The organism is Coprococcus sp. RTP31081st1_H1_RTP31081_211007, from assembly GCF_040227275.1.
In the GTDB taxonomy this organism is placed as follows: Bacteria; Bacillota; Clostridia; order Lachnospirales; family Lachnospiraceae; genus Coprococcus; species Coprococcus aceti.
On record NZ_JBEHVP010000007.1, the window covers coordinates 119,740 to 142,816 of the forward strand.

The 23,077-nt window shown below is 46.1% G+C and carries 24 protein-coding genes; 3 read left to right on the forward strand and 21 right to left on the reverse strand.

All coding sequences use genetic code 11. From position 1 onward, the window contains the following. Nucleotides 1-2: 2 nt before the first annotated feature. The 6 genes from ABUA31_RS11760 to ABUA31_RS11785 form a co-directional block, all read right to left on the reverse strand. Entirely contained in the window at nucleotides 3-605 is a 603-nt protein-coding gene (locus tag ABUA31_RS11760; protein ID WP_238051229.1) for a V-type ATP synthase subunit E, read from the reverse strand. A 24-nt stretch (nucleotides 606-629) separates the two neighbouring features. Further along, nucleotides 630-1,103 carry a V-type ATP synthase subunit K gene (locus tag ABUA31_RS11765; protein WP_004850778.1) on the reverse strand — a complete coding sequence of 158 codons (474 nt, stop codon included), beginning with the start codon at nucleotides 1,101-1,103 and terminating at the stop codon, nucleotides 630-632. Between the two features lie 28 nt (nucleotides 1,104-1,131). Then, nucleotides 1,132-3,159: a V-type ATP synthase subunit I gene (locus ABUA31_RS11770; RefSeq protein WP_349818700.1), complete on the reverse strand. Its 2,028-nt coding sequence runs from the start codon at nucleotides 3,157-3,159 to the stop codon at nucleotides 1,132-1,134. Nucleotides 3,160-3,196: 37 nt separating this feature from the next. After that, a complete protein-coding gene (locus ABUA31_RS11775) occupies nucleotides 3,197-3,508 on the reverse strand; it encodes a vacuolar (H+)-ATPase G subunit (protein WP_022217528.1) in 312 nt (103 codons plus the stop codon). 379 nt (nucleotides 3,509-3,887) lie between these two features. Then, nucleotides 3,888-4,313, reverse strand: a complete 426-nt coding sequence (gene rpiB, locus ABUA31_RS11780) for a ribose 5-phosphate isomerase B (protein ID WP_015534276.1) — start codon at nucleotides 4,311-4,313, stop codon at nucleotides 3,888-3,890. 42 nt (nucleotides 4,314-4,355) lie between these two features. After that, entirely contained in the window at nucleotides 4,356-5,408 is a 1,053-nt protein-coding gene (locus ABUA31_RS11785) for an L-threonylcarbamoyladenylate synthase (RefSeq protein ID WP_015534277.1), read from the reverse strand. Nucleotides 5,409-5,584: 176 nt separating this feature from the next. On the opposite strand from ABUA31_RS11785, the gene ABUA31_RS11790 reads away from it, so the two are divergent. Together ABUA31_RS11790 and ABUA31_RS11795 are read left to right on the forward strand one after the other, a co-directional pair. Then, complete coding sequence (locus ABUA31_RS11790) at nucleotides 5,585-6,355, forward strand: N-acetylmuramoyl-L-alanine amidase (RefSeq protein ID WP_055271943.1); 771 nt, start codon at nucleotides 5,585-5,587, stop codon at nucleotides 6,353-6,355. A gap of 552 nt (nucleotides 6,356-6,907) precedes the next feature. Further along, entirely contained in the window at nucleotides 6,908-7,801 is an 894-nt protein-coding gene (locus tag ABUA31_RS11795; RefSeq protein ID WP_349818699.1) for an adaptor protein MecA, read from the forward strand. A gap of 64 nt (nucleotides 7,802-7,865) precedes the next feature. Here ABUA31_RS11795 and ABUA31_RS11800 read toward each other — a convergent pair whose 3' ends face one another. Continuing rightward, the gene (locus ABUA31_RS11800; RefSeq protein ID WP_349818698.1) at nucleotides 7,866-8,633 is read right to left on the reverse strand and encodes a CpsB/CapC family capsule biosynthesis tyrosine phosphatase; all 768 of its coding nucleotides are present in this window, start codon (nucleotides 8,631-8,633) and stop codon (nucleotides 7,866-7,868) included. 47 nt (nucleotides 8,634-8,680) lie between these two features. Then, on the reverse strand, nucleotides 8,681-8,893 hold the full coding sequence (locus tag ABUA31_RS11805; protein WP_015534281.1) for a DUF1858 domain-containing protein: 213 nt from the start codon (nucleotides 8,891-8,893) through the stop codon (nucleotides 8,681-8,683). A 195-nt stretch (nucleotides 8,894-9,088) separates the two neighbouring features. Here ABUA31_RS11805 and fdxA point away from each other — a divergent pair, with 195 nt between their 5' ends. Then, entirely contained in the window at nucleotides 9,089-9,259 is a 171-nt protein-coding gene (gene fdxA / locus ABUA31_RS11810) for a 4Fe-4S ferredoxin (RefSeq protein WP_015534282.1), read from the forward strand. Nucleotides 9,260-9,358: 99 nt separating this feature from the next. Here fdxA and ABUA31_RS11815 read toward each other — a convergent pair whose 3' ends face one another. From ABUA31_RS11815 to ABUA31_RS11875, 13 genes are all read right to left on the reverse strand, one after another. Further along, a complete protein-coding gene (locus tag ABUA31_RS11815; RefSeq protein ID WP_349818697.1) occupies nucleotides 9,359-12,076 on the reverse strand; it encodes a cysteine peptidase family C39 domain-containing protein in 2,718 nt (905 codons plus the stop codon). Then, nucleotides 12,077-12,634, reverse strand: a complete 558-nt coding sequence (locus tag ABUA31_RS11820) for a hypothetical protein (protein ID WP_015534283.1) — start codon at nucleotides 12,632-12,634, stop codon at nucleotides 12,077-12,079. Between the two features lie 96 nt (nucleotides 12,635-12,730). Beyond that, complete coding sequence (locus ABUA31_RS11825; protein ID WP_015534284.1) at nucleotides 12,731-13,807, reverse strand: 6-phosphofructokinase; 1,077 nt, start codon at nucleotides 13,805-13,807, stop codon at nucleotides 12,731-12,733. 53 nt (nucleotides 13,808-13,860) lie between these two features. After that, nucleotides 13,861-14,460, reverse strand: coding sequence for a recombination mediator RecR (recR, locus tag ABUA31_RS11830; RefSeq protein ID WP_022217523.1), 600 nt, complete (start codon nucleotides 14,458-14,460; stop codon nucleotides 13,861-13,863). After that, nucleotides 14,460-14,810, reverse strand: coding sequence for a YbaB/EbfC family nucleoid-associated protein (locus ABUA31_RS11835; protein ID WP_015534286.1), 351 nt, complete (start codon nucleotides 14,808-14,810; stop codon nucleotides 14,460-14,462). The genes recR and ABUA31_RS11835 overlap by 1 nt, the downstream gene beginning before the upstream one ends. Nucleotides 14,811-14,858: 48 nt before the next feature. Next, nucleotides 14,859-16,505, reverse strand: a complete 1,647-nt coding sequence (gene dnaX / locus ABUA31_RS11840; protein ID WP_015534287.1) for a DNA polymerase III subunit gamma/tau — start codon at nucleotides 16,503-16,505, stop codon at nucleotides 14,859-14,861. Nucleotides 16,506-16,574: 69 nt separating this feature from the next. After that, nucleotides 16,575-17,981: a DUF6382 domain-containing protein gene (locus ABUA31_RS11845; RefSeq protein WP_022217522.1), complete on the reverse strand. Its 1,407-nt coding sequence runs from the start codon at nucleotides 17,979-17,981 to the stop codon at nucleotides 16,575-16,577. Beyond that, nucleotides 17,950-18,396: a hypothetical protein gene (locus tag ABUA31_RS11850; protein ID WP_015534289.1), complete on the reverse strand. Its 447-nt coding sequence runs from the start codon at nucleotides 18,394-18,396 to the stop codon at nucleotides 17,950-17,952. Before ABUA31_RS11850 ends, ABUA31_RS11845 begins: the two co-directional genes overlap by 32 nt. Before the next feature lie 34 nt (nucleotides 18,397-18,430). Continuing rightward, nucleotides 18,431-19,303: a TadE/TadG family type IV pilus assembly protein gene (locus ABUA31_RS11855; RefSeq protein ID WP_133300876.1), complete on the reverse strand. Its 873-nt coding sequence runs from the start codon at nucleotides 19,301-19,303 to the stop codon at nucleotides 18,431-18,433. Nucleotides 19,304-19,367: 64 nt separating this feature from the next. Beyond that, a complete protein-coding gene (locus ABUA31_RS11860) occupies nucleotides 19,368-20,816 on the reverse strand; it encodes a DUF5702 domain-containing protein (RefSeq protein ID WP_015534290.1) in 1,449 nt (482 codons plus the stop codon). Nucleotides 20,817-20,827: 11 nt separating this feature from the next. Then, nucleotides 20,828-20,998, reverse strand: a complete 171-nt coding sequence (locus ABUA31_RS11865) for a Flp1 family type IVb pilin (protein ID WP_015534291.1) — start codon at nucleotides 20,996-20,998, stop codon at nucleotides 20,828-20,830. A 29-nt stretch (nucleotides 20,999-21,027) separates the two neighbouring features. Beyond that, nucleotides 21,028-22,359 (reverse strand): type II secretion system F family protein, encoded by a 1,332-nt coding sequence (locus ABUA31_RS11870; RefSeq protein WP_055146217.1) that lies wholly within the window; start codon nucleotides 22,357-22,359, stop codon nucleotides 21,028-21,030. Between the two features lie 13 nt (nucleotides 22,360-22,372). Beyond that, nucleotides 22,373-23,077, reverse strand: a 705-nt coding sequence (locus ABUA31_RS11875) for a type II secretion system F family protein (RefSeq protein WP_349824058.1), incomplete at its 5' end; no start/stop codon positions are given.

A 23,077-nucleotide genomic window follows, 5' to 3' on the forward strand; every position in this document is an offset into this window, starting at 1 on the left:
AGCTATCTGTTATCAACAAATAATAATTCATTTACCTTGTCTGCCAAATGTTCTCTGTTCGCGTCCAGCATTGCTCTGAATGAACAGTTTTCCTCGATTCCTCCGTAGATCAGGATAAATCCTCCATCTATATCACAGTTCCCATTGGACACCTTAAGGCTTCCTCCATGAGCTGCAGCTATCTGCTCTATCTGCTTCTCAGACTGTGGTGTAAGTCGTTTTCTGTCTTTCCCGGAGAAACATATCTCTCCGCTTTTCGGCTGTACCGACTTCTCCAGACATTTGACGATCACCTGGAAATACTCCTCATCTGGGAGCGCCACCATTGCGTCATATGCCTTATCCAGCATATTCCCAATTATTGACTGTTTTGCCGCAAGTATCGCCTGTCTCTTCTTAAGTTCTGATGAGGACTTTGCCCTGAATGATCCGGACTTTTCTGCCTGGGCAACCTTCTCTCTGGTCTCCTCATTCATCTTATCCACAGTCTTTTTGGCATTTGCAATGATGGAATCCGCGTTTCTGGCCGCCTGAGCTTTGATCTCTTCAGCTTCCTTCTGCGCTTCCTGAAGGATCTGTTCTACGATTGTTTCCAATCCCGTCATAAAGTACATCCTCCTTACAAAAAGTTATAATTTGATTCCATTTACCGCAAGAATTGATACCAGAAGTGCAAGGATCGCATATGTCTCAACCATGGCTGGGAAAAGCATCGCCTTACCAAACTGATCAGGCTTCTTTACAACTATTCCAACTGCTGCAACTGCTGTCTTGCCCTGGTGCATTGCTGATACAAGACCAACTACCGCTATTGGAAGACATGCTGCAAGCATCATAAGTCCCTGTGCTACTGTGAGCTCCTTCGGTGTTCCTGAAAGGATTCCTATGTTGGACAATGCTATGAATCCAACAAGAAGTCCGTAGATACCCTGTGTACCCGGAAGAAGCTGGATGATAAGAACTTTTGCAAATTTGCTTGGATCCTCACTTACTACACCTGCTGCCGCCTGACCAGCAACTCCTACTCCATATGCAGATCCCATGCCTGCAAGAATTACTGCAAGCGCAGCTCCCACTAATGCCAAAACCGTTCCCATTGTCATAATATTTTCTCCTCCTAAAATTGGTTTCTTATTTCTGTGTTTCTGTACCACTTACTATATCAACGTACTTCGTATTCTCTCTGAACGGCCTGAATGGATTGCCGCCGCCCTCGTAGAATTTGCCGAAGAACTCTACATACTGGAGACGGCATGTGTGCACGTATGCTCCCAGCATGTTGATCGCAAGGTTGAACAGATGTCCTACTATAAATACGATGATGAACACTATGGCTCCGAATATTCCATCGCCAGCCATGCTTCCCATCTGGTTTATTACCTGTGCTATAACTCCCGTCGCAAGTCCCAGAGCAAGAAGCCTTGAGTACGACAGCAGATCTGACAGCCAGCCTGTCAGGTTATATATGTCATACAGTCCAAGTGCAAGTCTGAGCACCGGATTCTTGTGGTCTCTTCCCGACATGAGCACGATGATCGCAGCTCCCACAATCGCCAGTCCGTAGCTTGTATTCTTAAGCCAGCCAGGGAAATTGAACTGCATCTGTGCTATGGATGCGAACAGCTCCGTCGGCATGAGCATCAGCACAAGTCCTGTGATGAGCATGAACCACGACAGCACGTCGCATATGAATGATTTCGCATCTCCCTTCTTCAGACACATATATCCCTTGAGTGCCAGTCCGCCGAACAAATGTATAAGTCCGAACAGCAAAGAGAATAACAAAAGCTTCATCGGGTCATCCAGCGGTGCAAACCATACCGGCTTGAACGTCACCTCGTGGTGGAAAAACGTCCTCGATACCACCGTTATCAGGTCTCCGAAAAAACCGCCAAATAATATTCCCCATATCAGTGTGGATATACCACAGTACATGAACAGACGCAGGGACTTTTGAAGTCCGTTCTCCATCTTTGGGAATTTCCTGATCAAAATAAAACATGCCAGGAATATGATGAGTCCATACGCCGCATCGGACAACATGAGTCCGAACAGGAATATATAGAATATCGCCATCGGTGTGGTTGGATCCATCTCACCTTTTCCCGGAAGTCCAAATGACTCCAGTACACCCTCCGCCGATGCGAACATCTTCGGATTCTGAAGCTGTATAGGTGCCGCTTCATCCTCCGGAACATCATATACATCAGCCATCAGGCTGAAATTCTCATTGAGTACAGCCACTACCCTGTCTGCATCTCTCTCCAGCACATATCCCGATATGACAAATGTGCTCTTTGACTGGAGAAGGCTTCCAAGGACCTTATATTTATCCGCCCTTATGCGGTAATAGTCAGCCAGAAGTCTCAGCTTGTCTCTGTCATCAGCCATGGATACTAGTTCATTCTTCTTGTCCTCTATCCACTGTTCGAACTCCCTTATATCCGCCCTGTACTTATCCGTCTTCTGTTCAGGTGTTCTTTTGGAGAAATACGAAATTCTTGTAAATCCATGGGATCTCAATATCTCCTCCACCCTCTGTGATACAGTTTTAATGGCTATTGCCACCATACAAGTCTGGTCCTTATCAGATCCTACAACAGTGACTGTGTATCCCGCTATCTCCGGTTCCGCAGAGCTTATATACCCCTGAATATCCGTCTCCGTGAGCCCCGGTGGCATAGTTCCGATCATCACATCCGTCTTCTCGGTCCCTGTGGTATTGATCGGTATGTCCATATTCAGCCACGGCGCCAATCCGTCTATAGCCACCTGACATTTGACTATTCCCGCCTCACAGCCGGCTATGTCCTTGCTGATCTCCTGGATCTTTTTAACCTTACGGTTATAATCCCATCTTCCAGCTATGATCTCCTGAATGTCAGCCTCTGACGCCTCCTGCCGTCCTTCCAGGCTGGCAAATATGGATTTCTCCTCCGGAGCATATTTATCAATTATCTGTAAGGCTTCATCTGTATTCTGTACTCTCTTCTCGTACTTTGCTCTCTGGCTTGTGGTACTCATCTTCCTGAAGTCATCAGTCTCTTCGGTATCAGTCTGTATCTCAACCATTCCCAGCGACTGGAGCTTCTCAAGAATTGCTTTTCTGTCCCTCTTCATGGCACAGATCTCAATCTTCTTCATAGGAAGTACCGCCATACATTTACCCCCTTTCTTAAAATGCCTGCAGGACTTTTCATCCCACCAGCTCTGCGATGATCATGGAAGTAACCTCGCCTTCCATGGACGATGCACGTTCCCTGAGATGTGCGATCTCAGCGGTGGCAATATCCATCGCCTTCACCGTGAGTTTCTCCTCCTCAGATCTGCCGGCTCCCTCGGCACTCTTCATGCTTTCTCTCGAAGCTGATCCTGCGGCCGCGATCATATCCGCAGCCTCCTTCTTTGCAGCAGCTACTGTATAGTCGGCTTCTTCCTTGGCCTTGCGAATGATCTCGTCAGCTTCAGACTCTGCATCGGTTATCTTCTTCATAGTCTCCTGCAGCATAACATTCCTCCCTTATAAAAATTTATGAGCAGACTCAATTCCATAAACACTTCATCAAAGCATCACTTTAGATTATTATGTCAAAACTCAAGTAATATTATTTTATAATGAGTTGGCTATATTGTAAATAAACATTTTGTAAAGTTTGTACAACCCCCTTGATATTTTTTTATTGTTAATGTACAATGTGACTATGTTGATAATACTTATGTTTATCCATTAATCATTTTTCTTCCTTTTAACGCGGTTATATGTCGAACAAATGATGCAGTTTGACGAAAACCGTATAAAAAAAGATCCCATGACAGTCTTGACCATACTGTCATGGGATTCTTTTTTGAGTATGAACGGGGTCCCCCTTACGGCATAACTTATGATACTACTCAATCATTCCGATTCTTCTTACGTGACGCTCATCATTTGAGAATGGTGTGTCGAGGAATATGTCGACTATCTTAAGTGCAAGTCCAGGTCCTATGACTCTGGCACCCATAGCCAGCATATTTGCATCGTTGTGCTCTCTTGTCGCCTGTGCCGAGAAGCAGTCGTGGCAGAGTGCAGCTCTGATTCCCTTTATCTTATTCGCTGAGATCGATATTCCTATTCCTGTTCCGCAGATGATGATTCCCTTATCACACTCACCTGAGGCTACTGCCTTTGCTGCTGCCTGTCCATATACCGGGTAGTCAACTGACTCTGTGCTGTAACAGCCAAAGTTCTTGTACTCAAGGCCTCTCTCCTCAAGATGCTTTATAACCTCCTGCATAAGCTCATATCCGCCGTGGTCACATCCAAGTGCTATCATGTTCCGATTCTCCTTTTTATATAATATTTTTTTCGAAATTAACTAACAGCTTATTATCCTGTGTCCTGCAGCCTTGATGAGACGGTTCATGATGGCGTAGCCCATGTCCCCCTCCTCAAATGACTCGCTGTATATATACTGTGCACCTATGTCATCACAGGTTCTGAGCAGACTGTACAGTCCGGCAGACACAGTTATCTCGTTCTTCTTGCTTCCGGCATCGTATACGTTCTCGCATACTCCGTCATCATAAAGACTGACATTGTCAGTGTCACACAGTATCGCAGTCTTGTATCCCTGTGCCTTTTTCTCCGCAACAAGACTTCTTATCTTCTCAGCAGCAGCCAGTCTATCGCCCTCTACTATGCTGAGTTCTCCCTTTGGAGCATAGTGTGTGTACTTCATCCCCGGAGCCTTAGGTCTCAGAGCATTGTTCATACCTGTTATCGCCGGATCTATAGTCACATCGCCAACGATATCCCTTATCATCTCCGGAGTGATATATCCAGGCCGTAATATAGTCGGTCTGTCCCCGGTCATGTCCACTATCGTCGACTCTATACCGATTCCGACTGCCCCACCGTCGATGATCATATCTATCCTGCCGTCCATATCCTGCTGCACATGCTGCGCAGTGGTCGGGGATGGTCGTCCGGACAGATTGGCACTTGGAGCTGCGATATACACTCCCGAATCCTTTATGAGCCTCATGGCAACCGGATGTGATGGCATCCTGATGGCAACCGTATCAAGTCCGCCAGTGGTCGTGTGCGGAACGACCTCTTTCTTGTTGAGTATGATGGTGAGTGGTCCCGGCCAGAATGCTTCCATGAGCTTCTTCGTGTCGTCACTCACTGTCTCCGCCAGTTCATACACGCTTGATGTCTCTGCTATATGGACTATGAGCGGATTGTCCGATGGCCGGCCCTTTGCCGCATATATCCGATGTGACGCATCCGGATTCAGCGCGTCTCCTCCAAGGCCATACACTGTCTCTGTCGGAAATGCTACAAGACCACCTCTCTTAAGTATCTCCGCCGCCTGCTCATACATGCGGTCGTCATCCACTCCTGCTTTTGCAATTATAGTGTTCATCACTTTACCTTCTTCTATAATAAATTGTTATCGCTTCTATATTATTGCATATACGCCCATATTTTAGCCCAGCACCGCATGTGTGTCAAATGTTTAGGCTATATTTGGGTAACATATATCATATAACGTCCGCCGCCGTCATATAAAATAGTAATTACACTTCCCGGGTATCACCGATGCGTACTTCCACCAAATTATACATACTTGTATTTGCCATAATATTTGCAGTAATACTTCCTCCAATCCTCTGCTACATATTTATAGTCCGTCCCGCAGACCATACAGCCGGGCAGGATACTTCCACCAATACAGGAAATGGGCGCGCATCCACCGAAGGTTTGGGCACCACAGATGCGGCAAAATCATTTACGATCCTCATCGATCCGGGACACGGCGGATTTGACCCGGGTAAGGTCAGCCCGGATGGGATCATGGAAAAGGACATAAATCTGGCCATCGCCTCAAAGCTGGCATCGGCACTTACGGATCAGGGATTTTCCGTGTATCTGACCAGAGACTCCGACAAGTCCCTGAACAGTGAAAATGCATCCAGCAAGAAGACTTCAGATCTGAAAGCCCGCACCAACCTCGCCACAAATGTAAACGCTGATCTCTACATCAGCATCCACCAGAACAGCTATTCAGCCGAGTATGTCCACGGAGCGCAGGTATTTTATTACTCCACTTCCTCCGGTGGTAAAGCCTTGGCGGAGTGCATCCAGGAGCATCTCATCTCCGAAGCCGATCCATCCAACACACGGGCAGCAAAGGGCAATTCCGAATACCTTGTTTTGCGGGAAAGTCCATGCACCGCCGTCATCGTTGAGTGCGGCTTTCTGAGCAACACAAAGGAATGTTCCGATCTGTGCAATGATGAATACCAGACCGCCCTAGCAAACGCCATCTGCAATGCAGTCTGTACATGGCATGAACAGCACGCCAAATAAAACCAGGAGCTCTGCTGTGACAGCGGCAGAGCCCCCAAATAGATGTTAAGTGTAATTCTGTGCATATAATTATGTTCTATATGCTACTGCTGCCTTTTAACCCCCTATAGGCATCACCCCCAAATAGTTTATTTTTCCAGCCCTGCCATGCAATGTAAAGACAGATGTGTTGTGATGTATTATTCTCCTTTTATGTGCCATGTGTCAGTTATGGAAATGTGTGAGCACTGTCATATCACTATCTCTGGGAATTGTATCTGAGACGATAAGAATCAGACAGAATTTGTAGAAAAATAAAGAAATGAGCTCATCTAAATATCCTGAGCACGTCCCGCTCACAACTCCACAATAACGCATAAAAAGCCATTTTCCAACCCCATTTGAGCATATTTTATGAAATTTTCATAAAAGTATACATAACGTAGAATTAGGGATATTTTTTCACGGAAAATTCCAATATTTTCTCCATATATCCTATTTACTTGCTTGACAAATGTGGTAAACTATAATACACATTTTAATACCATTAAATTATTGAAGGGGGTCGATTCTATGAAGATTGAACGTCTAAGTGAAAATCAGATAAGATGCACACTCAACAAAGCCGATCTCACCGAAAAGCAGCTCAAGATCTCCGAGCTTGCCTATGGCACACCGAAGGCAAAAGAGCTCTTCAAGGATATGATGCAGCAGGCATCTGTAGAATTAGGCTTTGAGGCTGACGACACTCCACTTATGATCGAAGCCATACCGGTATCACCAGATTGTCTCATACTCATTGTGACAAAGGTTGAAGATCCGGAAGAACTGGATACCCGCTTTTCCAGATTCTCAAAGACCAGCGAATATGATATTGATGACGATGACGAATACATGGATGATGATGACATAGATGACGATCTTGACGACAACGATGAGTCCAGGGATAACAACGGAACCATCGCAAGACTTGAGATCAGTGGATCCGGTTCCGTTCCACAGGGCGTAAGAGAGGCACTTGAGGGCATTTTCAACACCATATCCGGACTTGCCGGAACCGCAGGAGATTTTGCCGCTGCGGCAAATGGCAGCAATGCATCATCTGATGACAGCACCACAGGCACTGCCGCCAGTACAACAGGCAGCACAAAGGAATCAGGTTCAGCAAGGGAGAGCATGTGCTCACTGTACATCTTTGACTCACTTGCAACCATCATAAGTGCAGCAAAACAGGTTGCTTCTTTCTACTTCAGCGAGAACTGCCTGTACAAGAATCCTTCCAACGGAAGATATTATCTGGTTCTCACGAACAGCAATAACACAAGCCAGGAATTTGTGAGAGTCTGCAATATCCTTGCAGAATACGGAACAGCACAGAAGCTCACATATGCCATGCCGGCACATTTCAAGGAGCACTTCACCGCTATTATGCCGGAGGAAGCACTTCAGACACTGTCAGCATTATAAGTAATAGCCAGAGATTCCGGCGCAGCAAAAAAGACGTACCGCACAAGCGATACGTCTTTTTGTTTTATATGTCAATATCATCATTCTCGATAACTGCTTTTGGATTGGTGTAGAAGAGCTCCGTCATGTAATCCTCTCCATACTTTCGCTCTATGTACTCAGCACACTCCCTGAGGTATGGTGCTTTATCCTCTGAATCCAATGCATCACTTGCCACAAAGTGAACAAGCTCTCCCTTGAGAAGCTTTCTCGAAAAATTCTTGATGTCATGTCCAAGATCTCCAACCACAGCCGATGCACTTATCTGTACATATGCACCAAACTGAATGAGCTCCTCGACCTTGTCATCGTCTTCCTCAAGACATTCATACTGTTCTACATTGGCAACTATCGGTATATATCCGTCCATATTGATGTCTCTTATAGCTTCAGATATCGTCTCAAAATCCACATCGTAAGGGAATCTGATCATAACATACTTGCTGTCTGCCATGGAATCCAACTGACCAGATATGATCTTCTGGTGGTTCTCATCGTTATACTCTATCTCTCTTCCAAGATAGACTCTGTAATCCGGATCTATCTTCCCAGCTTCAACGTTGAGCTGTTCCACAAGTCTGTCCAGTTTGTCTCCATCCATTATCGGATTCTTCTTGTTGTATGGCGGGGTGGCAACTATCGTCCTTATTCCCTCATCATACGCTATTCTGAGCATCTCTGCCGCTTCCCGGAAATTATCCGGTCCATCCTCTGTTCCCGGTAAAATATGACAATTAATATCTATCAGTCCAAATATTCCCTGCCCGGGAGGATTTGTTCCGTCTGTCTTCATATATCTCTCCATCCTTTATAGTACACCTGGTTACTTTGGCAAGTATACTACTCAGCCTCCTTTTTTGCAAGATAATCATTGATCTCCTGCTCAAGCTCCTCTGCATCAAGTCCATGAACGGCTGCTGCCTCCTCAAGACTCTCTCCTGCTGCTGCAAGGCATCCTATGCAATGCATACCTGCTGCCATCAGTATTGCTGCATTTCCTGCATCAACTGCAAGAATGTCATTTATAAGCATGTCTTTACTTATCTTTACCATTATTTATATCCTCCTTAGATTGCGCTCTTACTCAGCATTCACATTATATTATACCCAATTTTAAATGTCTATCCCTTTTATTGTTACTTATTGATAAAACCCGTTGTTGATAAATATTATTATCACTTGCTAATTAATGAGTTTTGTTTTACAATAAGCGTGTGATTATTTTTACTTTATAAGGAGGAAACAATTATGGCATTCGTTATTGGCGATTCATGTATCGGTTGTGGTTCATGTGCTGGTGCTTGTCCAGTAGGTGCTATCAGCGATAATGGCGGCGTATTTGTTATCGATGGTTCACAGTGTATCTCATGTGGTGCTTGTGCTGGTTCTTGTCCAGTAGGAACAATCGCAGAGGAGTAATCTACATGATCCGTAACATTCGGATCCATGCTAAGTAACTTATACTACAACTATTATAAAGAAAACGGAGCGGTAACTCGCTCCGTTTTCTTTTTATCTTTATTCCTCAACATAAGTGTAGGATTCATTGTGCCACTGGAGCATCATATCCGTATACTCATCTCTTGACACAACTATCTCCTTGTCCTCGACAGGATCATAATATCTTATGTCTGCCTCATTATAGCTCACTATGAGAACATATCTGCCATCGCTTATCCTCGATATTACCGGTATTCCCGAACTCACATAACCGAGGAGCATATCCAGCGAAAGACCTGTAACATCTATGCCCTGTCTCTTTCCAAGAGAGTTAAGAGCCTCGACAGGATCTGTATACTGTGCTATATCATCCTCTGTCACCTGTACTCCCTGATACGTCAGAACCATGTACAGACAGTCGCCGAGTGACGCATCCACACTTCGCGTACTGCGATGGAATATTCCAGAGGCAATGGTGTTGTATTCCTGGCTCTCAGCCTGCCTGTATATTACCTCGCCTTCGCTTGACACCACTATACCTGATACAGACACTGCATAATTTATCGCATCACCCGCCACGTCATATATCTTTGAAAGTCCAAGATTGTCGTACACATGATAGGTCACCTTATCACGCACTACTGTCATTATCATACTTGCAGCATCAGGATCTATCTTTTCCTTTGTTATGTTCAGCGCCGGTATATAGCTCAGATACATATTTGACGGGACCGTAAAATACAGCCTGTCATATCCGGTTATGGATGACAGATGGGTAGTTCCTATCGTCTCCTTTGTATCGTCCTCCTTGAAGGTTATGAAATCATCGTCCACAGACTTGAATCCACTGTCGGATTTCTCTCCTCTTGTCAGATACAGCAGATTCGTATCCACATCAACCTGCATCAGATAATACCCGCTTTTTGCGTATTCCTTTATCTGCTCGCCATCGCTGTTTACTATATACAATCTGGATGCAGGTATGTTATCTCTGGACTCCTCGCTGTACCTCGTACCAACAAATGACTCAGCATCCACATCAACCTGCGCATCAGATATGCTCGACACTCCGTATACCATATCCGAGTCCTTAAAGCCATAGCATATCAGACATTCCCCTGCTCCGGCGGTGATCTCATAACTCTTTCCGGTATGCATATTCATCAGAGTCAGCTTTGTATTGCTGCTCTGGTCCTCGCTCTCTCCATACGCCATAACTTCCATGTTCACCGACACCTTGACATCGCTGGCTGACAGTCCCTCCGCAATATAAGACTGCTGTCTCGTCCTCATGTCCACGGCGTTCACCTTTCCGCCGAGCATGTAATAAAACTTATCTCCGTCGTAATATGTCAGTCTAGAGGTCTCGCTCTTCATAGCCTCATAAGGCACATTGCACTCGACGAACAGAAGCTCGTCCACCTCCAGAGTCGTATAATCAAATGTATACAGCGCAACTCCGAGCTTTCCCTCATGATCTCCGCTGTTCATATATCCATACACCGCAAATGTCATATTTCCATCTTTGTCAAAGCTTATGATGTTCATGTCATGGTCGGCGTAAGTGTTTGAGTCATTTGCATGGTCATCCATTCCTGATCCGTACACCAGAGTTATCTGTCCATCGCCGTAGTCATACATCCAGAGCTGTCCATTTCTCACAAATGCGATCTTCTTGTTATCCTCTGTGTAGCGGTATTCCAGATCATCCGATGACACGATGCCTATCTCATACACATTGTTTATAGCATCTATGCCGTCTTTGTCAAAATACTCGTCCACATATCTGTCATAGCTGAGCATAGTGATCTTCGGCTCAGTCTCCGTAACAGTATCTGCATCCTGTTCATCCGAATAGGCCTCATCATACGAAGCTGTTTCGTCAAAATATATTCCATCAGTGCCGGCTCCGTCCGCCTCATCAGTCTGGCTGGCAACAGGCACATCCTTGTAGCTGATCTTATAGAACTCCTTAACTGTATAATAGCTCATGACATCCTGCGATGTGATGGACATGGCTTTATATTCCATCTCGATCACCGCATAGTTGACATCTATCTCCTTTATATATGTGTTTACATCGCTTATAACCGTAGGCTTAAGCCCATCCCAGAGGAGATCCGAGTATGCATTTGCAAGGTTCACATGTCCCAGTCCGTAGGAATCTCCCGTTCCGCCGCCCGTGTATTCCTGCTTGTAGGTTCCTATGACCGATTCCGACTCCAGCTTGTCAAATGCAAATGTCGCATCGTGGAAATCCTTTGCGGCATTCAGCAGTTGAGACTCATGATAATTGTCATTTACGACCACTCTGGTATAGTATGAAGCACTCCTGCCATCACCGCTCTTAAGCTTGACAACCAGCATATACTCCATATCCTGCTTGAGATCCATTCTCGCACTTATATCAAGCACATCGTAGCCATCAGTTCCCGAGGCCGCCTCCAGATCACCCTTCTCTATAAGGGAATCTCCGGATATCGACCTGATCTCATACGAATACGACGCATCCTTAAATGCATCATTCTCCACCATTATCTCAAGATTCTTATTCTCATCTATCGGCGTCACAGAGTCCCTGAGAAGTGTGAGGTCGACCTCCCCTGTATAACCATGCATACAATTGAGAAGCGAATCGCCATAGCACACATAAGCTAATGGCAACTCTGCATCCTTCATCTCCGCAGCCAGATTCTTGTAACTTCTATTCTGAAATATATTGACCAAATATATTGTGATCACAAATATTGCTGCCATCACAAGTATTCTCACAAGTACATTTATTTTCTTCTTCACTTAATAAAACCTTCTTCTACGTCTTCTATGCCTGTCGCGTCTCATACAGAATTCATTGCACACAAGCAGTTCGATTATATTTCTCATAACACAATTGGCGCATCCGGGTCCCTCTGGAACATATGGCGGTTCCTCGTACGAAGCTTCACCTGCCGAAGCCATTCCTGCATAACAATCCTCCGATATCTGCCCACTTTCGCTCAGATCATCGTACACCCTTCGCGCAACACGGCGCATCTCTTCTCTGTCAGGATATTGAACAAGCATCGGACTGCCCTCATACTCGAGCTTGTCACACTCCTCCTCCACGGCCATACTGACCTTTCGAAGTTCTTCCGGGTACATCTCCTTCATGTACTCAATATCCCTCATCATTTCATCTGTCCCATCATCACAGTCAGGAAGCATGATTCCTGTCGAACTCATACTGTATCCACCAGTCTCACCCATACCGGGTATCACAGGTGTCTTGATATTATAGACATTTCCATCCCTTATAAGCCCTCTGAGGTTTTCATCGTCCGGGCTGTAAGGAATATACTTAAATTCTTCACTCATACAAATCTCCCTATCTGCATTGTTGTGTGTCTATTACATAGATATGCAGATGGGGAGAATGTGTGAATATCTCTGTTACTTTTTTCAGAGCTTACTTTATCTGTCTCCGAATGAGATTCCAAGTGTTCTTGCCTCGCTGATGATGTCGTCATCAGGAGATACGTATTTGAGCTTTCCTGCACTCTCTGAGAGTGGGATAGCTGTAACCTTGTTGTCAAGGAATACAACAAGCTTTCCAAAATCCTTTGCCTTTATGAGCTCTGCTGCCTTTGCTCCAAATCTTGATGATATGACTCTGTCATATGCATCCGGACTTCCACCTCTCTGGGTATGTCCAGGTATTGCTATTCTTATATCCTGTGTTGTGTACGCCTTGAGCTTATCAGCCAGCTCATACGCAACTGATGGATATGGATTGTTGGCTATCGCTTCTTTTCTCTTCTTCTTTGGAAGCTCTGCGATCTCCTTCGGAATAGCACCTTCGGCAACTGCAACTATCGTGAAGCCCTTGTTGTCCTTTGTTCTCTTGTCTATAGCCTTATATACCTTATCGATATCGTATGGGATCTCCGGGAGCAGGATCACATCTGCGCCACCGGCGATTCCGGCGTGGAGAGTTATCCAGCCAACCTTGTGGCCCATAATCTCAACGATAAAGATTCTGTTATGCGATGCAGCGGTTGTGTGGATACAGTCTATTGTCTGGGTCGCTATATCAACAGCACTCTGGAAACCAAATGTCATGTCAGTTCCCCACAGATCATTGTCTATGGTCTTTGGCAGACCGATGACATTGAGTCCCTCCTCACTGAGGAGATTTGCGGTCTTCTGTGAACCATTTCCACCTAAAACGCACAGGCAGTCCAACTTCAGCTTCTTATAGGTATCCTTCATGGACTTTACCTTGTCAAGACCATCCTCAGTTGGCTCTCCCATGAGCTTGAATGGCTGTCTTGAACTGCCGAGGATCGTTCCACCCTTGTTGATAATACCTGAGAAATCAGCCGGCTTCATCTTGATATAGTTGCCTCTAATGAGTCCCTTGTAACCCTCAAGGAATCCATAGATCTCAACCTCGTCAAACAATTCATACAAACCCTTTGCGATTCCGCGCATAGTTGCATTTAATGCCTGACAGTCACCACCACTAGTCAAAAAGCCTACTCTTAACATACTCTGCACCTCTTTCTTTTATTTTTCTTATGTACACAGACTGTCTGTATACATTATAAGTATACTCTTCCCTCAAGAGCCCTCAGAAGCGTAACCTCATCTATACACTCCAGATCTCCGCCTACAGGCACACCGCTTGCTATACGGCTGACCTTGATACCGGCCGGCTTCACAAGCTTTGATATATACATCGCAGTCGCCTCACCCTCCGGGCCTGAACCTGTAGCGATTATGAGCTCATCCACATCTTCATTCTGAAGCCTTCTCATGAGCTCGGATATCCTGATATCCGCCGGGCCGATACCCAGGGCAGGATTTATAACTCCGTGGAGCACATGATAAACGCCATCAAACTGTCCTGTTCTCTCATATGCCGCCAGATCCCTCGGGGTCTCCACCACCATTATCACCTTGTGATTCCTATTTGGTGAACTGCATATAGGACATACCTCCCTGTCAGTTATCGTATAGCAACAACTGCAGTATTTTATGTTCTTCTTTGCATTCACAATGGCATCGGATAACGCCAGCGCCCTCTCCTCAGGCATACTGATTATGTGAAACGCCAGTCTCTGAGCCGTCTTGGAGCCTATTCCCGGGAGTCTTCCCAGCTCTTCTATAAGTCTGTTTACTTCTCCTCCATAAACTTCCATTAGAACGGCAATCCTCCAAGTCCCATTCCACCTGAGATCTTGCCCATACTGCTATTGTAGTCATCCTCCTGTGCTCTCAGTGCCTCGTTCACAGCCGATATGATAAGATCCTCAAGTGTCTCTATATCATCAGGATCAACAACCTCAGGATCAAGCTTGATCTCCATGAGTTCCTTCTTACCTGACACCTTTGCAGTGACAACTCCTCCACCTACAGATGACTCATACACCTTATCCTCAAGTGTCTTAGTTGTCTCCTCCATCTGCTTCTGCATCTTCTGTGCCTGCTTCATAAGATTGTTCATATTACCAGGCATCATACCTCCTGGGAAACCGCCTCTCTTAGCCATTACAATAGTCCTCCTTATTCTGATTAAATAATTTATAATATGATATCATCATTTCTTATCTATTGGAAAGTTGATCTTGTTCAGGTTCAGTATATTCTCCGTCTCAAGCCTTCCATTATCACTGTGGGAATTCCTTGTACAAAGTATCTCAAATTCAATCTCTCTTCCAAGATATTCCTCGATCACACTCTTCACATGCTCCACATTCTCAGGCTTGTCAAAGTATAACTTCGGCATATCGTCATCCGTCAGCGGGATCATGAGCAGAAGTCTTCTGTGATCATCGGACAGTATGAGCTTCGTCCTTATGGCCGGATCAGCATCATTTCTCTTGAGATATCTTCTCGCAGGAACCGACAGCTTCTCCAGTATATCATTCCAGTTCTCCGCAGCTCTCTGCAGATCCTCGAACTCTGCCTTTGGAAGCTCCATTGCCAGCTTGTCCTGATATTCCTTCATGCCCTTCTGATCTATCACATCGTCAGCCGGGCTTACGGAGGCAGCACTTTGAACCGGCGCAGCCTGTATGCCATTTGCCTCAAGGTCATCAAGCTTCTTCTCAAGCATCCTTACCCTCTCGATCAGACTTGTGGTATCAACCTCCATCTGTGGTCTGCACAGCTTTATAACAGCCATCTCAAGCACTATCCTCTTCTGTGAGGAATACTTGATGCTGGCGGCTGTATCCGAGAACACGTTTATATATCTTACTATGGTGCTCTCCTCCATATGACCGGATATCTCTCTTATGCGTTCCAGATTCTCCTTGGTCATATCCAATCTGTCGCCCTCCGCCGAGGACAGCTTGACAACGAGTATGTTCCTGAGAAACCATGTAAATTCATTTACGAAACGGCCAAGCTCACGTCCCTGCCACACAACTTCGTCAACCACATCTATGGCATGTTCAACATCAGATTCCAGCACGCACTCCAGAAGTCTTGCAAATGTATCTATGTCCACAGCTCCTATGGTCTCAAGCACATTATCATATGTAAGCTTCTGTCCGAGATTGAATGCAACGCACTGATCCAGAATAGATAAGGCATCTCTCATGGAACCATCGCCGGATTTTGCGATATAATCTATCGCCTTCTTATCCGCATCAAGTCCCTCCCTGTTCATAAGCTCCTCCAGTCGATCCGAGATGACATCCACCGGGATACGTCTGAAGTCGTACTTCTGACACCTTGACGATATGGTTATAGGTATCTTGTGGGACTCCGTGGTAGCCAGTATGAATATTACATATGATGGCGGCTCCTCGAGAGTCTTTAACAGAGCGTTGAACGCTCCCGGAGACAACATATGAACCTCATCTATGATGTATACCTTATACTTGCCCTCAGTAGGAGGATATGCTACCTCCTCCCTTATCTGCCTTATATTGTCAACACCATTGTTGGAGGCCGCATCTATCTCAATGACATTAAGCGATGATCCATCCGATATGGCTCTGCAGCTTGCACATTCATTACATGGGCTTCCGTCCACCGGATGCTCACAGTTACATGCCTTGGCAAATATCTTGGCGATCGAAGTCTTACCTGTTCCTCTTGTACCGCAAAATAAAAAGGCATGACCAAGTCTATCATTCTTAATCTGGTTTCTAAGAGTGGTAACTATATGATCCTGCCCCTTTACCTCGTCAAAAGTATCAGGTCTCCATTTTCTATATAAAGCTACATACGACATCACCAATACCTACCTTTGTATCATAAAACTCACACAGACTATTATATCTGAATTTACATTTTATATCAATCAGATAAGCAATATTTGAATATGGTATTGCCTGGTGCCTATACACAGAACATCTCTGTCCGCAAGCTGCCAGCTCCTGCCCGCCGGAAGCCTGATCCCATTTATGACAGTTCCATTTGTGGAATCAAGATCTTCGACATAGATCTTCTCTGCATCCTCGTATATCCTTATGTGCCTTCTACTGACGCTGATATCCTCTATAACCTGATCCGCCTGTCGTCTGTCCCGCCCCAATACAACTCCCTCCGGCGTCACCGGAAATTCAGTAGCCACAATGCCTCCGTCTTCGATCAGTCTCACAGACAGTCTCTGCTCCTGTGCGGACTCTCTGCCATCGAGATTATGCTGTGTAAGCAGGGTTGTACAGTCATCCTCCGAGCCAAGCACCGTGGTATCGCCAGGTATTTCGTCAGCCAAACTTACATGTTCCAATGCATCAACATTCTGTTTTTTAGGTCTTCTGTTTTCATCTTCCTCCGCATATCGCAGCTCTGAGCACTCCACGCCCTCCTGTCCCCGCCGTTCATCCTCAGCAGCAGACAGCTTCCTCTTCATCTCCACATAGACAAATAACTCCACGGACAGCACGATGAGTGCCAGCATTATAAATCTCACATCCGCCGCATGCCCCTGTATATAAAATTGAACAGCCGCTATTCCCGTAAATGCCGCCACAGTAAATCCTATGAGTATGAAAAATATCCTATCATATTTGTTTTTCTCCGTTGTCGGTATCGTCAACGCCGCCGCACTGCTTTGATCCGTTCCGAACACCTCATCCATCAAAAGCTCCTGCTCACGGGCCGCAGCCAAAGATTCCACATTTCTTTTTCTATTGCCGGAGCAGCATTTTTCCTGCTCACGGGCAGAGACCTCATCCACATATTTCTGCATCCGCTCCATGTCATAATTTGCCGACACCACCATGTCATATATCTCATACATAAAATCCACAAGCTCAGTGTCCCTGTGATCTACCCTCTTTATGATCTTCTCCACAAGATTCTTTATTCCCATTCTGACATCCGTTCCCTGTCCCGGCACATACACGTATCTGAAACTCTTCTCTGCATCCGAGTAAAATATCTTGTCGGATTCTATCAGAAGATTGTCCGGCTCAAGCATGTATTCTCCCGTCTCCATGACCACACTGCACAACGATCTTATGAGAGCAACAGCCTGCTCCATGGACATTATCCCCCTGTCAGATATATCGTCCAGGCTCTTCATGCCATTTATTTTGCAGTATATGAACATATCTCCGTTGATGGCCCTGAATTCCGGCTGTATTATTCCCTCGACAAAATTATTGTACAGCATGTCCGTCTCATAGGAATTTATGGCTGCTGCACTGACCTCCACCACAAAAAAAGTGTTAATTCCCTCTACCTGGCAATAACTTACCATATTCCTGCCACCTCCTAAGTTCATTTCCTACATCCCTTATCTCCTGTCTGGCCGCAGTCTTTCTGTCACATCTGCCGTCATCTATCAATATCTGTATCCCCGGAAATGACTCTCTGTAAGTTATCTCCGCAACCAGATTCTTCCCATTCATGGCCATTTCCGCATTCACACCATCGGCACATATCACGGTCTCGGATACATTTGTGGACATCGCTTTCTCTGCACTGTCCGTATCCCCCTCACCACTCTCATTGATCCTGTATTCCTCTCGGTTGTACAGTACCAGATATGCCTCCCCCGATGCCGCCGCATGGTTAAACGCTATAAACAACATGTTCATCACCACAAACACGGCACACACAAGTATCGGTGTTATCAGGCACATCTCCAGAACTATAGATCCATTGTCATCCATATATCTGACTCCTCCTGTCTTTTCTTCTCTTCTCCTATCTTTTCCCGCACTCAGAGCACTGAGGAAGTCCCCCGCACTCTGACTTTTTCTTTCTGTATATCGTCCGCTTCAAGCCGGAGCAGCCCAGCGAATAGTGATATTTGTCTCCCTGTTCAGTGACATAGATCACACCATTGCTTTTATATCTTCCACAGATCCTGCACGCCGAAAGCCCGGAATATCTGTCATCCAGAACCTCCCCACTCACGCTTCTCACAGATATCCTGATATGGTAACAGCTCCGCGAGTTGTGGTACACCGAACCATTCTCAGCCACATACACATACTCATCATCATCGTCATCATCCTGCGACCTGTCATATCCCAGGTACGCCCTCTGTCTTATCCTGTCCACGCACCCCACGGTAGATCCTCCGGCAAATGGCAGATTGATCTTCAGCATATATCTGACCTTGAGGCACACAAATCCGTCATCCGACAGCTCTGCATTTATCACCTTAACCCCGGACATTCCGCCGTCGACATATGTGTTCACCGTGCCTTTGTCATCTATGTACTCCCTGATCTTCCTGTTCGCCAGCACGAGCGACACACCATCTGCCATACCTTCAGCATACGGCCCCATGTCCGCGCCCTTTTCGGCTAGCTCATACGCATAGCTGTATTCCGCAAGATACGCAGCCGTCTCATGTAAGCCCTCATATATCACAGTCCGTGTCCGTATACATCCGGCCATGGCAAACACAGTCAGCATGGCAAATATAAACACTGGCAGCACCAACGATGCCTCCACACTGGCACTACCACGGTCACATCCCAAAGGAGCTGTCTTATATATTCTCCTGCCATACCTGATCCGAACAAAATCTATAGTAATATGCGCTTGGAGAGGCGATTTATCTTTCATATATTTACTTTTCAACATACAACAAGAGAACATATAACACCCCCCTTCAGGATATTTTCATATCTCAATAACTCACACACTGCCTGAAGCTGTACCTGTACAGTCCGTCATCTATCTTCGATACGCCCTCGTGATCTTCTATAAACGATGCAAATTTCCTGTCCTGACTGACCTCAACATCAAATGTCAGAGAATACATCATATTCTTCATCTCAAACGACTCATCCGTCTGTCTGAAATTAAGCTGTATAAGATCCGCCATCCTGTAATACATGCCTCCTTTATTCTCTATCAGAAGTATCGCCAGATAATCCCTGTAGCTCACAGCATCCACGCCTTCATAGTCCACGGAATCCAGATTCATCAGCTTGTCAAGATTGTTGATGTCCGTCACCCAGTATTCGTCTGTCTTCATAAACTGAACGCTTTTGCCGTCAAGCAGCAGCCTTATATCAACAATTGTCTCAGCATAAGCCCAGCATCCGAGCAGCAGATATTTCGCCGCCCCATAGGTGACCCCCGGCACAAGAGCCAGCACCGCAGCTATGGATGACACTTCGGCCATCTTTGCGCTGTCTGAGAGCAGATATGCCAGATTGAGCGGCAGTCTGTGAAGCACTATCCTGTTCACGACCCCCTGCAGATTGTCATGGTCATTATCCTTTCCGGCGATAATGTATTCCACCTCACACTCAAATGGTCTGTCCTGTTTCCTGTCAGTAAATGTATTGAAATTCGCCAGTGCATACCCGACACCATATATGTCATCCACTATTCCGGTCTGTGATCTCTCTCCATCCAACATGAGCTGCCTCTGGAATTTATCCAGATCGTCAAATTCTATGTCCTCCCACTGTCTCGTATCCTCCGCCTGTCCGTCTGACGGAAAGCCATCCAGATCGTATGCCTGATCTGACACCACCCGCCCGGATGGCGTGACAACATTCAGAAGTCCACCTGTCAGGATGCTTTTCAGCGCTTTTCTAGGATCCGTACCGCTCCAACTGCTCTCATCCTGATTCGACTCATTCTTACCATTTTCCACAGCTCCAGAAGCATCCTCCATGGCCTTATCCCCGGATGTTATCATCTCAAGAATGTCTTCTATTCCCTTCTCCTCCATGTACACCTTCATATGGTCGGTTATCTGCAGCTTCATATTCTCGCAGTCATTCTCCAGAAGTCCCCTGCACTCTGCCAGCGCCACATCTTCAACGCTCATATTGTCGCCCTGACCATTTTCCAGAGTATATTCCAGATAATCCTGCGCCATCTGCTCAAGCTTTCCCTCACCGTGTCCGCCAAATGTGCTGTCGACTGCCAGCAGATGATACTCCTCAAACAACTCCTTGTCGTACGCCGCCTTCACATCACAGGCTGCGCCCTCGGCCGCCATTGCGGCCTTGGCACTGCCCATTCTTATCCGCGCCATCTCAAGCACGGAGAGCCCCAGAAGCAGCATGGAGATCAGGATTATACTCAGAAAAACCGTTACATGTCCCTGATTTCTCATACAGCTCCCCCTTAATATATCTTCTTTGCACTCTTGTTGATCGAGTTCCATATGTTGTTCACCAGAGAAGTTATCTGCTGCTTGAATATGACGCACATCGCGATCAAGACCACCATTATAAGGATTATTTCGACCACTCCCATACCTGACTCATCTTCCATAAAATCTTCCCATCTCTTCATACATTTTTCCTCCTTAAAAACTTATTATCTTAAAAATTTATTATTGCGGGCAGCATGACTATTACCATGACCACTCCCAGCAGAACCACCATCGGAAGAAGCAGCTTTGTCCCGGCTTCCTCCCCCTTTCTCTTCGCCATCTCCTTTCTGGTCTGCATTGCGTTCTGCTCCTCGCCCGCCATCATGATCAATATATCTCTCGTGCCTTTCTTCACATTCTGTGACAAAAGCGACATGAGCTTTATATATACCGGCAGATTTATCCTGTGCCCCATGTTGTAGTAAGCCTCACTCTCGGATACTCCTGCCTGGATCTCATTTAGCGTATAAATCAGTTCCCTGGTCAGGACACTCCCGCCCTGATCCGTACCGGCACAATCTTCCCTGCCACTCTTCACTATCCTTGCAAATGCACCTCTGACCGTGACTCCTGCTCCAAGATAGAGCGTCAGCTTATCCACAAGCTCCGGGTACTCCGACATGAGCTCATCGGATCTCTTTTTTTCCATTTCCCGGATCTTCGACCTGTTTCCACCCCATATACAAATGGCTGCGAAACCACCGAGAAACAGTATCATAAGACCGCTTCCGCCTCCCGAGGTGGGCCTGACCGCATATCCGTTTATCTGCTCCGGCAGCGCCACCTCGCTCGAATCTCCGCTTCCCGCCTGTATCTCCCTGATTCCTTCCCTTATATCCTTCAGAGCCTTTTCCCTGCCTGTCTCTTCCCTTCCGCACACGCGTATCTGATATGTTCTCTCCGCGCTCAGCTCCCTGTATGTAAGAACAGCCGTGATGGACACTATTCTGTCTTCTCCCTCCGCTATATCGCCGATACGTCCATCGGACGACATCAGCTCGTTGTCCTCGCTTATCCACTGCACATCGAGTCCGAGCGCATCCAGGTGATCCACAAGCTCCAGATCATATATCACTTCGTCGGGGGATTCATTTTCCCCAAGATACAGGTCTTCAATCTCACCAAATCCCTGCTCAAACACAGCTTCCATATCGTCAGGATCATATTCCAGCGGCATGACATCCACATCAAAATCAGTCTTTTCTCCATCTATGTCAGTCTCCAGAGTGACGGTGGACACATCCCCTCCGTACCCATCTCTGGTGAGCACCACCTGATGAGGCGCAAATGCTTCCTTTGCCACAAGGATCACCGCAAGAATACATGTCACCAAAAGCGTCAGCAGGATCTTCGCAATAATGTCTGTGTACATCTCCGCACATTTATCCCTCGCCGCGGCATCCGTACATATGTATACCCTCTTTATCTTCGTGAGCATCTTGTCATTGTCCATATGCGGTTCTATCCAGCCGTATATTTTTCCCGCAGCTCTTTTCAGCATATCCATCATCCTTTCACATATGTATATCTGTGATCTTTCTGCCCCATATCACCGTCGCCGCCGTGATCACCAGACACGCACTCATGGCAGCTATCCCCAGAGCATTGCCATACAGCGCATCCATATATCCAGGATTACACACCCTCAGATACAGAATGATGACAAATGGCATGGCAGACATGATATTCTGCTCCAGCCGTTTTGACGTTATCATCGTGTCTATCTCTTCCTCCACTTCCAGACGCCTGTCAATATTTTCAACCATCTTCTTCATCATCCTGATGAGATTTCCCCCGGAGCCCTTTGCAACTGCGACCACATGAGCAAATTCCTTCACATCCTGAAGTCCTGACCTGTCCGCCATATCCCTCAAAAGACTTTCAACATCAGAGCTCATCTCAAGGCCGTTTATTATGAGCAGCATTTCCTGTCTGATATAAGATTTCCCCTGATACATTCCTTCCAACTCGTGACAAGCTGGAACAAACGCTTTTTCCAATGAATATCCCGCCGCCATATTTGCGGACAGGGACAGTAGCATTTCCTTAAATTCATTATTAAGTTTATTCTTTCTCTGCCGGCATTTACCATCGGCAATTTTCCTGAGAAATACCAGAATCCCCGGCGTGAACACCAGGCACGGTATAAGACTGTCAAAGAAGAGCACCGACACCATCACCGCTATGACTGAATACACAGCGATACCGGTTACGTTTTC

Bases quoted from the DNA above. Each gene is read 5' to 3' on its own strand.
- ABUA31_RS11855 (WP_133300876.1), bottom strand. From the start codon at position 19,303: ATGAAAGATAAATCGCCTCTCCAAGCGCATATTACTATAGATTTTGTT.
- ABUA31_RS11820 (WP_015534283.1), bottom strand. From the start codon at position 12,634: ATGAGTGAAGAATTTAAGTATATTCCTTACAGCCCGGACGATGAAAAC.
- dnaX (WP_015534287.1), bottom strand. From the start codon at position 16,505: ATGTCGTATGTAGCTTTATATAGAAAATGGAGACCTGATACTTTTGAC.
- ABUA31_RS11805 (WP_015534281.1), bottom strand. From the start codon at position 8,893: ATGGTAAAGATAAGTAAAGACATGCTTATAAATGACATTCTTGCAGTT.
- ABUA31_RS11850 (WP_015534289.1), bottom strand. From the start codon at position 18,396: ATGGATGACAATGGATCTATAGTTCTGGAGATGTGCCTGATAACACCG.
- ABUA31_RS11775 (WP_022217528.1), bottom strand. From the start codon at position 3,508: ATGCTGCAGGAGACTATGAAGAAGATAACCGATGCAGAGTCTGAAGCT.
- ABUA31_RS11795 (WP_349818699.1), top strand. From the start codon at position 6,908: ATGAAGATTGAACGTCTAAGTGAAAATCAGATAAGATGCACACTCAAC.
- ABUA31_RS11870 (WP_055146217.1), bottom strand. From the start codon at position 22,359: ATGCTGAAAAGAGCTGCGGGAAAAATATACGGCTGGATAGAACCGCAT.
- ABUA31_RS11785 (WP_015534277.1), bottom strand. From the start codon at position 5,408: ATGAACACTATAATTGCAAAAGCAGGAGTGGATGACGACCGCATGTAT.
- ABUA31_RS11845 (WP_022217522.1), bottom strand. From the start codon at position 17,981: ATGGTAAGTTATTGCCAGGTAGAGGGAATTAACACTTTTTTTGTGGTG.
- ABUA31_RS11770 (WP_349818700.1), bottom strand. From the start codon at position 3,159: ATGGCGGTACTTCCTATGAAGAAGATTGAGATCTGTGCCATGAAGAGG.
- recR (WP_022217523.1), bottom strand. From the start codon at position 14,460: ATGGAAGTTTATGGAGGAGAAGTAAACAGACTTATAGAAGAGCTGGGA.
- ABUA31_RS11865 (WP_015534291.1), bottom strand. From the start codon at position 20,998: ATGAAGAGATGGGAAGATTTTATGGAAGATGAGTCAGGTATGGGAGTG.
- rpiB (WP_015534276.1), bottom strand. From the start codon at position 4,313: ATGATAGCACTTGGATGTGACCACGGCGGATATGAGCTTATGCAGGAG.
- ABUA31_RS11760 (WP_238051229.1), bottom strand. From the start codon at position 605: ATGACGGGATTGGAAACAATCGTAGAACAGATCCTTCAGGAAGCGCAG.
- ABUA31_RS11790 (WP_055271943.1), top strand. From the start codon at position 5,585: ATGCGTACTTCCACCAAATTATACATACTTGTATTTGCCATAATATTT.
- ABUA31_RS11765 (WP_004850778.1), bottom strand. From the start codon at position 1,103: ATGACAATGGGAACGGTTTTGGCATTAGTGGGAGCTGCGCTTGCAGTA.
- fdxA (WP_015534282.1), top strand. From the start codon at position 9,089: ATGGCATTCGTTATTGGCGATTCATGTATCGGTTGTGGTTCATGTGCT.
- ABUA31_RS11800 (WP_349818698.1), bottom strand. From the start codon at position 8,633: ATGAAGACAGACGGAACAAATCCTCCCGGGCAGGGAATATTTGGACTG.
- ABUA31_RS11835 (WP_015534286.1), bottom strand. From the start codon at position 14,810: ATGGCTAAGAGAGGCGGTTTCCCAGGAGGTATGATGCCTGGTAATATG.
- ABUA31_RS11860 (WP_015534290.1), bottom strand. From the start codon at position 20,816: ATGAGAAATCAGGGACATGTAACGGTTTTTCTGAGTATAATCCTGATC.
- ABUA31_RS11825 (WP_015534284.1), bottom strand. From the start codon at position 13,807: ATGTTAAGAGTAGGCTTTTTGACTAGTGGTGGTGACTGTCAGGCATTA.